The organism is Rhodoflexus sp., from assembly GCF_053489755.1.
In genome coordinates this window covers 1-13,342 of record NZ_JBRCHD010000045.1, presented here as the reverse complement: position 1 = coordinate 13,342, position 13,342 = coordinate 1, and the positions used below count along the sequence as shown (strand labels likewise).

The window sequence follows — 13,342 nt, the reverse complement described above, 5'->3', positions numbered from 1 at the left end:
TTTAGGCAAAAAAGCGCCGCATCATTTTTAACATACTGTCTATCTTTTCTCCGTAAGGCGGGTAGAGGGTTTTCACAGTAGTAAAGCCTACGCGCTGGCGCAATACGGCGCGTGCATTGGAAAAAGCCTCAAAGCCATAAAAACCATGTGTTTTACCAATGCCACTGTTATTAACTCCGCCAAAAGGCAGGTCATGGTTAGCCAGATGTACGATGCAGTCATTAACGCAAGTGCCGCCTGCGGAGGTTTCCTGCAAAATGCGATCTATTATTTGCTTGCTTTTACTAAAAACGTACAAAGCCAGCGGCTTGTCCATGCTATTTACAAAGTCAATGGCTTCGCCCAGATCTTGGTAGGTAATTACAGGCAGCACCGGCCCAAAGATTTCCTCCTGCATAATTTTCATATGCGTGGTAACATTGGTCAGGATGGTCGGTTCTATAAAACGCTCTTCGGCAATGGTTTTACCTCCGGTTGCTATGTGCGCACCTTTCTCCAAAGCATCGCCGATCAGTTGGCTGATGCGCTGAAAGTGGCGGTCGTTGACAACGCGGGCATAAGACGACGAACGCTCAATCCCCTGACGGTCAGCATTGTAATAGCGTTCGATAGTACTTTTCATTTCATTGATAAGTGCCTCCTGCCTGTCGCGCTTCACAAGCAGATAGTCAGGCGCTACGCAGGTCTGCCCATTGTTTACAAACTTACCCCATACGAGCTTTTCGGCAGCGTCTTTCAGGTCGGTGCTTTCGTCTATAAAAGCAGGCGATTTGCCGCCCAGTTCAAGCGTTACAGAGGCAAGGTATTTAGCGGCAGCCTGCATCACTACTTTGCCAATGGCAGGGCTTCCGGTAAAGAAAATATGATTGAAAGGCAGTTCGAGCAAGGCTGTGGAAACCTCTGCCCCGCCCTCAAAGCAGGCTACTTCCTCTTTGTCGAAGGCTTCGGCAAGTACGCGACTGATAACGGCAGAGGTATTCGGCGTAAGCTCAGAGGGTTTGACCACAGAGGTACACCCTGCGGCAATCGCATAAATCAACGGGCCAAAGACCAGATAGATAGGATAGTTCCAAGGCGCAATAATCAGTGATACGCCTTTGGGTTCGTACTGCACATAAGAACTTGCGCCAAACAGCGAGGCAGGCGTACCTACGCGCTTGGGTTTCATCCATTTACGCACGCTGGCAATCGCATGGCGCGCATCCATCAGCGTGGGCAGCAGTTCGGTAGCAATCACCTCCTGACGCGGTTTGCGAAAGTCGGCATACATAGCATCTATGAACGCCTGTTCGTGCTTTTCTACAACTGCAATTAACTTTTTGAGTTTTGCAATGCGCTCATCGGCAGTGCTTTTGCGCAACTTGATGGCTGTTTTTTGCTGTGCGGAAAATACATCGGTAATGGATGCAACGCCTGTTTCGGTATAAGTGGTAGTATTCATGGCTGTGATATAGAACGTGTCCTGCAATGATTGAACGTAAGTTACGCTTTTTCTGATTCAAAAATGTAAACTAAGCCAATCACCAAATCGGGAAAACATACGGCGCGGAAAACGCACGTTTTTCTGATGAATGCGCAAAGGCGTAGGTGTAAATACGGTTAGCAGGTGGGTTCAAAGCAGGACGTGCCATAGCTATGCAGGTGAGATGTTAGTCAAAGTCACAGCAAAATTTGACTAACACCCCGAAGGTATTACTCCCCCCTGAAATTCGCCCGCCGCTTTTCCAGAAACGCCGTTACGCCTTCTTTGAAATCCTGTGTTTGGAAGCATTTGTACTGATTAACTGCCTCTGCATCAAGGGTTTCTGCCAGCGAACCTTCCATGCCGACACGGAGGTTGGCTTTCATTTGCTGAATGGCTACATAAGGCCCGTTTGCTAACTGGTTTGCCATTTTTTGTACGGCAGTATCCAGCAAATCGCCCGCAAAAATCTGGTTGATGATACCCAGACGCAGGGCATCTTCGGCTTTAATCATTGCTCCGGTAACCATCAGTTCAAAGGCTTTGTGGTAGCCTACAAGGCGAGGCAGGAAGAACGCACCACCACCATCGGAAGCCAGCCCGATGCGTGTAAAAATCTGGCTGAAAGCGGATTTGTCCTCAGCAAAAATCAGGTCGCAGGCAAGCGCAAAGTTGAAGCCAACGCCCACACAAACGCCGCGTACCTTAGCAATAATCGGGATGTTGGTTTGGCGCATCATCAGGATGATGGGGTTTACTGCTGTGCGCAAATATTCAGTAACATTTTCGTTGCGCGGGTCTTCTGCGCCGTCGGAAAGGTCAGCGCCTGCACTGAAGTCTTCGCCTGCCCCCGTCAGGATGATGACGCGAGTGCCGTCGGTTTCGGCTGCCTGCAAGGCTTGTTTCATGCCCTGCAAAATTTCGGGTGTTACGGGATTTTTCTTTTCGGGAAGGTTGAACGTCAGTGTTTTAACTGCACCCTCTTGGGTAACGAGCAAGTGTGGATTCATTTTCAATGGTTTTAACGGGTGGTTTCAAAACGCGGATTTTGCGGATGACACAAATTTTCATCTGTATCATCTGCCTGTATCCGTGTGTAAAATACGAATATTACATGCGCTCAAACAGTTCGCGAACTTGTGAGCGGCTGATTTTTTCTTTCCAGTCCGGCCCTACGGCATGACTCCACATGTGGTTCAGCGCCAGCGTTACATCTACCATTTTTTCGATCTGCGCGTCTGTCCAGTCTTTGGCTAAGTTTTGCGGCAGGTAGATGTCGTGTTTGGCAACCATCTCTTTGAACTCGCGCACACCTTCGGGATAAAAATCCTCTAACTGATTGAAAATGATGCAGTTGGCGTAGCAGTGGCGCGTACCGAATACATAGGAAAGCCCGTAAGACAGCGCATGGCAAACACCTACTTCCGAATAGGTCAGGCTAAGTCCGCCAAAGAGTGAGGCTACCATCAGTTTTTCGTCTGTTTCAGGGTTTTGACCGCTGTTGGGGCCTAAATAGACCTCGCGGCAAAGGTCTAAGGCTTTGTAGCCATAGGCTTCGCTGTAAGCATTTTTCAGATGGCCTGTCATGGATTCTACGCAGTGGATATAGGTGTCCATGCCTGTATAGAACCATTGGTTGCGGGGAACGGTAGCAGTCAATGTAGGGTCTAGCACGATCTGGTCAAAAACCGTCCATTCGCATTTCAGGCCGAGTTTCTTTTCGGGGCCTGTCAGAACGGCTGTTGTGCTTACCTCTGCACCTGTACCGGAGATAGTTGGTACACCCACGTGATAAACACCGGGCTTTTTGATCAAATTCAGTCCCTGATAGAGTTGCGAAGAGCCTTCGTTGGTCAGCATCAGGGCTACGGCTTTGGCAATGTCCATAATGCTGCCCCCGCCAATACCGACAACTCCCGCCGGCATTCCTCTGGTTTGCAGAATCTCATCGCGCAAAGCATCTATCTGATGGGTAGTAGGCTCATGCAGATCTACATCTACAAAGAAAACCATATCCTGCGCATGAGCAGGTACGCGGTTTTCCAAGTCTTTGCCTTTGAAATAGTTATCTACGATAAAAACCATGAAATCGGAAGGCTGCTGACGTTTTTCGGCGAGGATTTCGTCCAACTGATTGAAACTGCCTGCACCGTACACGGTTTTGGCGACAGCTCGAATATTTTTATACATGCGATCAAATGATAGAAAGCAAATTTAAGCCACTGCAGTTACTTTTTTGCAAACTTGTGCTTAAGTCCCTTGTGTTCAATGAGGGAAAGTTCAAATGCTCCAACGAACATAGCTACTTCTACGCGCAAGGGTACGCGGTTGTCGTCGTCCGAAATCCACATTTTGATGGCATCTCTGCCCTTAAATAACTGATTTTCAGGCATTACAGGCGAAATAACAGCAGATTTGATTTTACCAAACTGCGTTTGCAGCCGTTCTTTGCCGAGATATACGACCTGCAAATCATAGACCTTGTCCTCAAAAAAGCCCTGAATGGTCAGGGTATCTTTTTCTTTAATATTGGTAAAATCTAATGTGCGCAAGTAGTAATAACCGCTGACAATGTCCTGTACATTCTTGGGAATTTTATGATTGTCAATTTTTTCGGGATCTTGTCCTACTGTCTGGCGCACTTGTGCAGTGCCTTTCAGATGGTCAAAAAATACAGTTTCTACCTTCTTGTAGCTGTTTTCCTTGATGTCGCGGAAGAACTTGTGCGGTACAATCGCAGCCGTGTCTATGTAAGACCTCCACAGGTCGTCAACTTTCATTGCTACGCTGAAAGCACCAATGGTTTTGCCGTGAATATCTACTTTGTAGCAGGCGCGATTGTTAATGGTATGGAGCTTTTGATCCATAGTAACCGTTGCTTCGCCTACGTTCACAAAGCCATAGTGTACCAGATAGGTTAACTTTTCTCCTGTACTGAATTTGTTGTTGCGCAGCGAGCGAAAACCTTCGTCGGGTGTGAAAGCAAACAGCACCGGTGCGAAGGCAAGAACTGCCAGTAAACGTATCCAAATCTTTTTCATAATTTTTCAAACAGAGGGTACATCTGCTCAGGTTCAAACCTGATTCCATTTGCAAATTTTTAACAAATATAAGATGTGATTGGGGGAAGTGTATCTTGGCAGTGCGATTAAAAAATGTTAATCAAAAGAGGCAACCTCTTGCGAAGCTGCCTCTAATAAAATATGTCAAACCTATATTACTTACGTCTTCCGCCGCGGTTGTTTCCACCGCGTCCGCCGCGCTCACGGTCATTACCACCGCGCCCGCTACGGTCGTTGCCGCCACGACGACGATCATTACCGCCGCGCTCTTCACTGCCAACTTGTCCGGTTTCGTTGCGAACCAGTGTACCAGTAATAGGAGACAAGTCAGGACGACCGTAAACCTCGCCTTTGAATACCCATACCTTGATACCGATTTTACCGTAAACGGTCAATGCTTCGGTGATTGCGTAGTCAATGTCGGCGCGAAGTGTATGCAAAGGTACACGGCCTTCTTTGTACTCTTCAGTACGTGCCATCTCAGCACCTCCCAGACGACCTGACAAACGCACTTTGATACCTTGTGCACCTACGCGCATAGCATCGCTGATTGCCTTCTTCATCGCACGACGGAAGGAAATACGCGCTTCCAGTTGTTGCGCAATTGTTTGTCCTATTAAGCGGGCATCAATTTCGGGGCGTTTGATCTCGAAAATATTGATTTGAACGTCTTTTTTGGTCAGTTTTTTTAACTCTTCTTTGATCTTATCAACTTCTGCACCTTGCTTGCCAATTACCACGCCCGGACGGGCGGTATTAATCGTAATTGTAAGACGCTTCAAAGTACGTTCAATAATGATGCGAGATATACCGCCTTTGGGGATACGGGCATTCAGATATTTTCTAATTTGCTCGTCTTCAACCAGCTTTTCAGAAAAATCCTTGCCACCATACCAGTTAGAGTCCCATCCTTTGATGATACCTAATCTTAAACCTATAGGATTAACTTTTTGTCCCATTTACTTGATTCCCCCTTTTAAGCGTTAGTTTGAGTTTCTTCTTGTAGAGGCACTGCTGTGTTCAGCCCTATCATTTCGTCCACTACGATCGTAACGTGATTAGAACGTTTGCGTATGCGGTGTGCACGTCCTTGCGGCGCAGGACGAAGGCGCTTTAACATTTTGCCTTCGTTTACAAAAATTGTCTTCACGTACAAGTTGGCATCCTCGATTCTCTTATCGGGATTCTTTTGCTCCCAATTGGCAATAGCTGATAACAGGAGTTTTTCGAGTTTGGCAGCACCCGAACGTGCTTCATATTTCAATATGCTGAGTGCCCGGCTTACCTGCTGACCTCTTACCATATCGGCAACCATACGCATTTTGCGCGGTGAGGTGGGGCAGTTGTTCAATTTTGCGATAGCTTCCATCTTACCTTTTGCCTTTGTCTTTTTTGGCTGTGTGTCCTTTGAAGGTGCGTGTAGGGGCAAACTCTCCGAGTTTATGACCTACCATGTTCTCTGTTATGTAAACAGGAATGAACTTATTGCCATTATGCACGGCAAAAGTATGTCCGATAAAATCGGGGGAGATCATCGAGCGGCGCGACCATGTCTTAATTACCGCTTTTTTATTGGCTGCATTCATAGCCTCTATTTTCTTGGCCAGATTGTGGTCTATATATGGCCCTTTTTTAAGCGAACGTCCCATAATTATTTCTTCCGCCTGCTAATGATAAAACGATTTGAATACTTCTTAGGAGTGCGGGTCTTCTTGCCTTTTGCATACAAGCCCTTGCGGGAGCGTGGATGACCGCCGGAAGCGCGACCTTCACCACCACCCATCGGGTGATCTACAGGGTTCATGGCTACGCCGCGGGTGCGAGGACGAATACCTTTCCAACGATTGCGACCTGCCTTACCTACACTTTCGTTCATGTGATCGCTGTTAGAAACAGTACCCACAGTAGCAAAACAAGTGTTCAGTATCAGTCGGGTTTCGCCTGAAGGCATACGCAAAGAGGCGTATTTGCCGTCGCGTCCGAGCAACTGTGCGTAAGAACCTGCACTACGGGCGATGTTGCCACCTGCGCCGGGCTTTAACTCGATATTGTGAACGATAGTACCTACCGGAATAGATGCAAGAGGAAGGGCATTTCCCAATTCAGGAGCAACGGCTGCACCTGAGATAATGGTTTGACCTACTTTCAGTCCTTCCGGAGCGAGGATGTAACGCTTTTCGCCGTCTTCATATTTCAAAAGGGCAATGCGTGCAGTACGGTTGGGATCGTACTCAATTGCCTCTACGATTGCAGGAACATCGTGCTTGTCCCGCTTGAAATCAATGAGGCGATACTTGCGCTTATGACCACCGCCAATATAGCGCATGGTCATTTTACCGGTATTGTTTCGTCCACCTGTCTTTTTCAATGGTACGGTCAACGACTTTTCAGGCGTTGATTTTGTAATTTCACTGAAAGTAGGCGCGATGCGAAAACGAGTACCCGGTGTTACTGGTCTCAGTTTTTTTACTGCCATACGAATTTTTTTAGTATTTAGCCCCCTCTTGGGGCAACGATTTACTACTTTACACCGCGATTTAAAAATCAGGCTGCAAAGTTATACAAAACTCCTTACCTTACAATAGTTTGCGAATTTATTTCGCTATTTTACCGCATCCAAACCATGTGAACAATCCTAATGATGATTTTACCCTTACTTTTTGAGAGTGTCAGCGAGTATATGGCTACGTACTTGATGCCGCATTTTTCAGGTATCGGGGCTGCCGTTTTTAATGATTTACAAGCCTTGCCCGACTGGCAGTCCATTGATATTGCATTAATTACTGTCGGGTGGCAAGCTACCGCCGATGATCCTCTCCGACGCAGATTTTACAGCCTCCAGCAAAGCAATAAAACCTACCGAATTGTTGATCTGGGCTGCCTGAAAGCAGGTATAGATCCTTTGGAGACACGCCTGCGCCTGCAAGATGTGTGTGAGTTGTTACTACAGCAGCAGGTAATTCCGCTAATTGTAGGCGACCAACATGCCCTTGATGTAGGACAGTTTGCTGCTTATCAGCAGACCAATCAACTGGTCTATGTGCTGCAAATAGACAATAAGCTGGATTTGAAAATTCATGGCGATGCGCCCGACCATTTGGATGAAATTATCACTTATCAGCCCAACTTCTTGCTGGGGGCAGGACTACTCGGCTATCAGCAATACTTGACCGATGCAGCGCATTTGGAGCTTTGGCAGCGCCTCGGCTTCGACCTTATGAACATCGGAAAGATGCGCGACCAGATAACTCTTGCAGAGCCATTCATCCGCTCAGCACATATGATCAGTTTCGACATGGCTGCACTGCGCCCTTTTTTCAGCCCACCGCACCAACCCATGCCTTTCGGGCTGAGCGCCGAAGAGGCTTGTCAGATTGCATGGTATGCGGGTAAGAGCGAACATCTGTCTTCTATGGGTATCTACGGGTATCATCCGCAGACAGATCCGCACGGGCTGATGGCATCGCTAATTGCTACGATGCTTTGGTATTTTGTGGAAGGATATGACCGAAGCGCCAAAAATCCCGATTTCACCGACAGCCGATTCACTAAGTATGTAGTTCCTGTTAGCCCAGCCTACAACTTAGTTTTTTATAAGTTGTCTCAAACTGACAAATGGTGGTTGGAGTTGCCTCCGGAGGAATCTGCCATATTGAACTTCGGCAGACCGCGCGCTATTCCCTGTAGCTACGAAGATTACCGCATAGCTTGTCAGGGCATTCCACCAGACTGCTGGGTTAGGCTTTCTGCTCGCCTCAGCTAAACTGTTAGGCATCGCCTATGCGCAAGATCAGGAAGCCATGCATGGAGGCAACATCTCCATTACAGCGAAACTCGTTATTTTTAGTAAAAATGATGATGAGCCTGCTATCAGCAAAATAGTAGGCTCTGTCTATCTGATAGTTGAAATAAAGACCATTAGGCGAGGCGTACAACAGCTTCGGAGCGATGTTTCCACTTGCTACAGGTAAGACAATCCCGCCTAAACCCATACCCTCGTTCCACTGACGGGCGCATTCAGAAGAAAAATCCTTTCGATACATTTGCTCAAACTGTTTGTGTCGCTCTGGGGTGCGCAACTTGATACCTATCAAATCCAGCGAAAGCACACCGTTGCGCGGCATAATCTCTATCGGCAATTCATAATCAATCGAATGCTTCAGGGCTTGCTCTAAGACTCCCCAGCGGTCAAACTCTTTTATTGGGGTAACACGGGTGTGTACTGCAAGGCTGCTTAAGTCTATCTGTATCAGATTGGACTGACTGCACTCGCCGTAAATATTTTCGGCAATCCAGAACAAATCGCGTTCTTTTTCTTTAAATAACAGGCGATAGGACTGATCGCACTGATTAGAAACAAAAGTAAGTGCTTGATTAGAAGGGGCAAATAACAATAGCGCCCATAAGCCTATGAGAAAGGAGATCATGACAATTAGCAAGGGGTAAATTTGAGTAAAGTTAGCAAGCCTCGTGCAAAGATGCAACTCTGTTTCAATTGATACATGGTTGATAAGGTAGTTATGACTTGCCGAAGGTTAGCATATCGCCCATGCCAAAGACTCCTTGCCTGCCAATTAGCCACGCGGCAGCTTGCAAAGCCCCCCGAGCAAACCCTTCTCTGCTATGTGCCACGTGGGTAATAGAGATAGTATCAATCGGCGAATCATACTTGACAGTATGCGTGCCGGGCACATGCGGCTCGCGAATGGCTGTGATTGGCAACTGCCGGTCGCCTGCATGAGGAGTAAGCTCCCAGCGCTGCAACTGTTGATAGGCAGCCAAAACACCCTCGGCAAGGGTAATCGCTGTACCACTCGGCGCATCCTTTTTTTCTGTATGATGGATTTCGGTGATCGAAGGTTGGTACTCCTGATAAGTTGCCATCCACTGCGCCAGCAAACGATTTAACTCAAAGAAGATGTTAACTCCAATACTATAGTTAGAGGCATAGAAAAGTGCGCCCTTCTCCTCCTGAAACCTGCGGCTGATTGTATCGAAATGTGCTAACCAGCCCGTAGTGCCGCAAACCACAGGCAAACGATTGCGCAAGCAAAATTCCAAGTTGGCTACTGCCGACTCGGGGGTACTAAACTCAATGGCTACATCTGCATCGCCGGGGCGGTAACTGTCCAACTCATAGCGATTCTCAATCGCAATGCGGTGTGTGATGATGTATCCTTTGGCTGTAGCAATGGTTTCGATGGTTTTACCCATTTTGCCATAGCCTAATAGCATGATTCTCATATTGATAACGGAAAAATAAGGGCTTTTAAAGCGCTACGGCAGCGCTTTCTCGCAAAAGTAATTGATTTACAAACCTGATTTTTGTTTTTGGCAACGGATATATCGCAAATTGTCTTTAATGTTTTTTTTTCCATTTTATGCAACAACACCATGAAAAAGTTCATTAAACTGACTTACCTGCTGGTAGCTGTTGCCGAGCTACTGGCTTTCAACTGTAAAAAGGACGAGCCGCTACAGCCTGCTACAACAGGAGATTTTACGTTCAGTCCTGCCAGTCCAACTATACAAACGGCAGTATTATTTATAGCAACCGCACAGAACGCTACCTCCTACTAAGTGGACTTCCCAACCATCTGCATTTAGCGCCAATAGTCCCTGCTTGCGCGAAATACACGCTGAAGAATCCAAAAAAGTATAACTTTGGCAACCTTTATATGTGAACAAAAGCAACTGCAAAATCCAAACATTGACAGACCTATGACAAAAGCCGAAAAGTCAGCGGAATTACTGCGCAAAAACCGCGAAGCCCTGCTAGGTGGCGGGCAAAACCGCATAGATGCACAACACAAAAAGGGCAAACTCACCGCCCGCGAGCGGATAGACTTGCTACTTGACCCGGGTACTTTTGAAGAAATCGGCAAGTTTGTGATGCACCGCTGCAAAGATTTTGGCTTAGACAAAGAATATTACCTCGGCGATGGCGTAGTTACGGGCTACGGTAAAGTCAACGGGCGATTGGTGTATGTTTTCTCGCAGGACTTTACGGTTTTCGGTGGTTCGCTTTCCGAAACACACGCCGAAAAAATCTGCAAGATCATGGATCTGGCGATGAAAAACGGCGCACCTGTGATTGGCATGAATGATTCGGGCGGAGCGCGCATTCAGGAAGGCGTAATGTCGCTGGGCGGCTATGCCGATATTTTCTACCGCAACACACTTGCTTCGGGCGTAATTCCGCAACTTTCCGCCATTATGGGGCCTTGCGCAGGCGGCGCAGTTTATTCGCCTGCCATCACCGACTTTATTATGATGGTGGAAAACACTTCCTACATGTTTGTAACAGGGCCCAACGTAGTCAAAACCGTTACTCACGAAGAGGTAACCTCTGAAGAACTCGGCGGCGCGAGTACGCACAGTGTTAAAAGTGGCGTAGCGCACTTTTCGTGTGCTAACGAGGTAGAGTGCATCAATCACCTCAAAAAATTACTTAGTTACATCCCACAAAACTGCGAAGAAGAGCCGCCGATGCTGCCCTACAGCCCATCAGACGAAGTGCGCCCCGATCTGGACAATATCATTCCCGAAAATCCGAACCAACCCTACGACATTCGCGAAGTAATTTTTGGTATCATAGACGAAGGCGAAAATGGCTTTTTAGAAGTGCATAAAAATTTTGCAGAAAATATTGTTGTAGGATTTGCGCGTTTGGCAGGTCGCAGCATTGGCATTGTAGCCAATCAGCCTGCTGTACTGGCTGGCGTTCTGGATATCGACGCAAGCCTCAAAGCTGCGCGTTTTGTGCGCTTCTGCGACTCGTTCAATATTCCGCTGCTGGTGCTGGAAGATGTGCCGGGCTTTTTGCCGGGTACCGATCAAGAGTGGAACGGCATCATCACCCACGGGGCAAAACTGCTCTATGCTTTCTGCGAAGCAACTGTGCCGCGTGTTACGGTGATTACTCGTAAGGCATACGGCGGCGCTTACGATGTGATGAACTCCAAACACATCGGCGCAGATATGAACTACGCCTGGCCAACGGCAGAGATCGCCGTAATGGGAGCAAAAGGCGCTGCAGAGATCATCTTCCGCAAGGAAATCAGCGAAGCAGCCGACCCCGAGGCAGCCCTCAAAGAAAAAGAGGCAGAATACAACCAGAAATTTGCCAATCCGTGGCGAGCGGCACATCGCGGCTTCATTGACGAAGTGATCGAGCCCCATCAGACACGCCAAAAGCTGATTGCCGCTTTCGAAATGCTGCAAAACAAAGTAGCAACACTACCGCGCAAAAAGCATGGCAACATCCCCTTGTAATTTTTTGATTTGGAAAGATTTTTATCATGGAAGACTATCTGCGTGGTATCGTCGGTATTGCTATATTATTGGGCATCGGCCTGACTTTCTCTGCCAACCGACGTGCCATTGACTGGCGGCTTGTGGCTACAGGTATAGCGCTGCAAATCATTTTCGGACTGCTGGTTATGAGAGTGGGCTTTGTTACCGAGGCATTTAATGCGCTAAGTCGCGGCTTTGTTACTTTTCTTGGTTTCTCGCAGGCAGGGGCACAGTTTCTCTTTGCAGATCTGGCTACCCCCAGCGGCGAAAAGTCTCTTGGGGTAATCTTTGCCTTTCAGATTCTGCCGACTGTGATTTTCTTTTCCACCGTTTCGGCAGGTTTGTACTACTTAGGTATATTGCAGAAAATTGTTTTTGGCATTGCATGGCTCATGTCGCGCACCATGCGGCTGTCGGGTGCAGAAAGTCTGGCAGCAGCGGGCAATATCTTCCTTGGACAGACCGAAGCCCCGCTGCTGGTGCGACCATTTGTTGCGCGCATGACCTACTCGGAACTGATGTGCCTGATGACGGGCGGCATGGCCACCATCGCCGGTGGTGTGCTGGCAGCCTATGTGGCTTTCCTCGGCGGCGATGATCCGGTGCAGAAGGCTGTTTATGCAGCGCACCTGCTCAGCGCTTCGCTAATGAATGCCCCGGCAGGGATCGTCTTTGCCAAAATACTCATCCCGGAAACAGAGTTTGACAAAATAGATCGCGAACTAAAAGTAAACAAGGAAAATCTGGGTGTAAACCTGATAGATGCGCTCTCAAACGGCGCAGCTGACGGTCTGAAACTAGCGCTCAACATCGGCGGTATGCTACTTGCCTTCATCGCACTGATTGCTATGCTCAACTACCTGTTCAAAGATGTAATTGGCGAGTGGTTGGGGCTGAATCCGTTAATAATAGAGTCCACAAATGGACAATTCAAAGGCTTTTCATTAGAATACCTACTGGGGCAGATATTTCGCCTCGTAGCTTTTGCTATTGGCGTAGAATGGAAAGACACCCTACAGATAGGCAGCTTACTGGGGCAAAAAACAGCCATCAATGAGTTTGTGGCCTACCTTGGGCTTGCAGAAATGAAGGATACAGGCAGCCTCAGTCCCAAATCCATACTCATTGCAACTTTTGCACTATGCGGATTTTCTAACTTTAGCTCTATTGCCATTCAGATTGGAGGCATTGGAAGCATAGCACCCAATCAGCAGGGAAACCTGTCCAAGTTGGGCTTCCGTGCGCTGCTGGGTGCCAGCCTAGCCTGTCTGATGACAGCAGCGATTGCAGGCGCAATTGCTGCCAACTAATAACCTTAGGCGAAAACAAGCAGTTCCGACCGCATCCACTCGTAGGCAGAAGGCGCATCAGAAAAATACTGGATGGCAATGTCGCCACCGCCTGACTGGTTATTTATCTGACTGATTACTTGCTTGACGGAAAGTTGACCGAATATATTTTCTGGTACGATAATAGCTCCGCGACGGTAGCCCAGCGCCGCGGCACGCGGCTGCCATTCGTT

At 47.8% G+C, this 13,342-nt stretch carries 14 protein-coding genes and 1 pseudogene; 4 read left to right on the top strand and 11 right to left on the bottom strand.

What is annotated here, in order from left to right:
* Position 1: 1 nt before the first annotated feature.
* The 8 genes from ACWIP2_RS09925 to rplB form a co-directional block, all read right to left on the bottom strand.
* Entirely contained in the window at positions 2-1,441 is a 1,440-nt protein-coding gene (locus ACWIP2_RS09925; protein WP_448519773.1) for an aldehyde dehydrogenase family protein, read from the bottom strand.
* A 251-nt stretch (positions 1,442-1,692) separates the two neighbouring features.
* Positions 1,693-2,472: an enoyl-CoA hydratase/isomerase family protein gene (locus ACWIP2_RS09920; RefSeq protein ID WP_448519772.1), complete on the bottom strand. Its 780-nt coding sequence runs from the start codon at positions 2,470-2,472 to the stop codon at positions 1,693-1,695.
* A 100-nt stretch (positions 2,473-2,572) separates the two neighbouring features.
* On the bottom strand, positions 2,573-3,652 hold the full coding sequence (locus tag ACWIP2_RS09915) for an iron-containing alcohol dehydrogenase family protein (RefSeq protein ID WP_448519771.1): 1,080 nt from the start codon (positions 3,650-3,652) through the stop codon (positions 2,573-2,575).
* A gap of 38 nt (positions 3,653-3,690) precedes the next feature.
* On the bottom strand, positions 3,691-4,503 hold the full coding sequence (locus ACWIP2_RS09910; protein ID WP_448519770.1) for a DUF3108 domain-containing protein: 813 nt from the start codon (positions 4,501-4,503) through the stop codon (positions 3,691-3,693).
* A gap of 176 nt (positions 4,504-4,679) precedes the next feature.
* A complete protein-coding gene (rpsC, locus tag ACWIP2_RS09905; RefSeq protein WP_448519769.1) occupies positions 4,680-5,483 on the bottom strand; it encodes a 30S ribosomal protein S3 in 804 nt (267 codons plus the stop codon).
* Between the two features lie 17 nt (positions 5,484-5,500).
* Entirely contained in the window at positions 5,501-5,893 is a 393-nt protein-coding gene (gene rplV / locus ACWIP2_RS09900; protein WP_448519768.1) for a 50S ribosomal protein L22, read from the bottom strand.
* 1 nt (position 5,894) lies between these two features.
* Positions 5,895-6,173: a 30S ribosomal protein S19 gene (gene rpsS, locus ACWIP2_RS09895; protein ID WP_448519767.1), complete on the bottom strand. Its 279-nt coding sequence runs from the start codon at positions 6,171-6,173 to the stop codon at positions 5,895-5,897.
* Positions 6,174-6,175: 2 nt separating this feature from the next.
* Complete coding sequence (rplB, locus tag ACWIP2_RS09890) at positions 6,176-7,000, bottom strand: 50S ribosomal protein L2 (protein WP_448519766.1); 825 nt, start codon at positions 6,998-7,000, stop codon at positions 6,176-6,178.
* A gap of 162 nt (positions 7,001-7,162) precedes the next feature.
* Here rplB and ACWIP2_RS09885 point away from each other — a divergent pair, with 162 nt between their 5' ends.
* Positions 7,163-8,287 (top strand): arginase family protein, encoded by a 1,125-nt coding sequence (locus ACWIP2_RS09885; protein ID WP_448519765.1) that lies wholly within the window; start codon positions 7,163-7,165, stop codon positions 8,285-8,287.
* Positions 8,288-8,291: 4 nt separating this feature from the next.
* Here ACWIP2_RS09885 and ACWIP2_RS09880 read toward each other — a convergent pair whose 3' ends face one another.
* Both ACWIP2_RS09880 and dapB read right to left on the bottom strand, forming a co-directional pair.
* A complete protein-coding gene (locus ACWIP2_RS09880) occupies positions 8,292-8,951 on the bottom strand; it encodes a hypothetical protein (RefSeq protein ID WP_448519764.1) in 660 nt (219 codons plus the stop codon).
* Between the two features lie 91 nt (positions 8,952-9,042).
* Positions 9,043-9,768 carry a 4-hydroxy-tetrahydrodipicolinate reductase gene (dapB, locus tag ACWIP2_RS09875; RefSeq protein WP_448519763.1) on the bottom strand — a complete coding sequence of 242 codons (726 nt, stop codon included), beginning with the start codon at positions 9,766-9,768 and terminating at the stop codon, positions 9,043-9,045.
* A gap of 150 nt (positions 9,769-9,918) precedes the next feature.
* Between dapB and ACWIP2_RS09870 the strand changes: the two genes are divergently transcribed.
* The 3 genes from ACWIP2_RS09870 to ACWIP2_RS09860 all read left to right on the top strand — a co-directional run bounded on the left by ACWIP2_RS09870 (position 9,919) and on the right by ACWIP2_RS09860 (position 13,130).
* Positions 9,919-10,104, top strand: coding sequence for a hypothetical protein (locus tag ACWIP2_RS09870; RefSeq protein WP_448519762.1), 186 nt, complete (start codon positions 9,919-9,921; stop codon positions 10,102-10,104).
* 141 nt (positions 10,105-10,245) lie between these two features.
* Positions 10,246-11,799: an acyl-CoA carboxylase subunit beta gene (locus tag ACWIP2_RS09865; protein ID WP_448519761.1), complete on the top strand. Its 1,554-nt coding sequence runs from the start codon at positions 10,246-10,248 to the stop codon at positions 11,797-11,799.
* 26 nt (positions 11,800-11,825) lie between these two features.
* Positions 11,826-13,130, top strand: coding sequence for a NupC/NupG family nucleoside CNT transporter (locus ACWIP2_RS09860; protein ID WP_448519760.1), 1,305 nt, complete (start codon positions 11,826-11,828; stop codon positions 13,128-13,130).
* Positions 13,131-13,135: 5 nt separating this feature from the next.
* On the opposite strand, the pseudogene ACWIP2_RS09855 reads toward ACWIP2_RS09860, so the two are convergent.
* Positions 13,136-13,342 (bottom strand): annotated as a pseudogene (locus ACWIP2_RS09855) (hypothetical protein); the annotation flags it as partial.

Bases quoted from the DNA above. Each gene is read 5' to 3' on its own strand.
- ACWIP2_RS09880 (WP_448519764.1), bottom strand. From the start codon at position 8,951: ATGATCTCCTTTCTCATAGGCTTATGGGCGCTATTGTTATTTGCCCCT.
- ACWIP2_RS09870 (WP_448519762.1), top strand. From the start codon at position 9,919: ATGAAAAAGTTCATTAAACTGACTTACCTGCTGGTAGCTGTTGCCGAG.
- ACWIP2_RS09910 (WP_448519770.1), bottom strand. From the start codon at position 4,503: ATGAAAAAGATTTGGATACGTTTACTGGCAGTTCTTGCCTTCGCACCG.
- ACWIP2_RS09860 (WP_448519760.1), top strand. From the start codon at position 11,826: ATGGAAGACTATCTGCGTGGTATCGTCGGTATTGCTATATTATTGGGC.
- rpsC (WP_448519769.1), bottom strand. From the start codon at position 5,483: ATGGGACAAAAAGTTAATCCTATAGGTTTAAGATTAGGTATCATCAAA.
- rpsS (WP_448519767.1), bottom strand. From the start codon at position 6,173: ATGGGACGTTCGCTTAAAAAAGGGCCATATATAGACCACAATCTGGCC.
- ACWIP2_RS09865 (WP_448519761.1), top strand. From the start codon at position 10,246: ATGACAAAAGCCGAAAAGTCAGCGGAATTACTGCGCAAAAACCGCGAA.
- dapB (WP_448519763.1), bottom strand. From the start codon at position 9,768: ATGAGAATCATGCTATTAGGCTATGGCAAAATGGGTAAAACCATCGAA.
- rplV (WP_448519768.1), bottom strand. From the start codon at position 5,893: ATGGAAGCTATCGCAAAATTGAACAACTGCCCCACCTCACCGCGCAAA.
- ACWIP2_RS09915 (WP_448519771.1), bottom strand. From the start codon at position 3,652: ATGTATAAAAATATTCGAGCTGTCGCCAAAACCGTGTACGGTGCAGGC.
- rplB (WP_448519766.1), bottom strand. From the start codon at position 7,000: ATGGCAGTAAAAAAACTGAGACCAGTAACACCGGGTACTCGTTTTCGC.
- ACWIP2_RS09885 (WP_448519765.1), top strand. From the start codon at position 7,163: ATGATGATTTTACCCTTACTTTTTGAGAGTGTCAGCGAGTATATGGCT.
- ACWIP2_RS09920 (WP_448519772.1), bottom strand. From the start codon at position 2,472: ATGAATCCACACTTGCTCGTTACCCAAGAGGGTGCAGTTAAAACACTG.
- ACWIP2_RS09925 (WP_448519773.1), bottom strand. From the start codon at position 1,441: ATGAATACTACCACTTATACCGAAACAGGCGTTGCATCCATTACCGAT.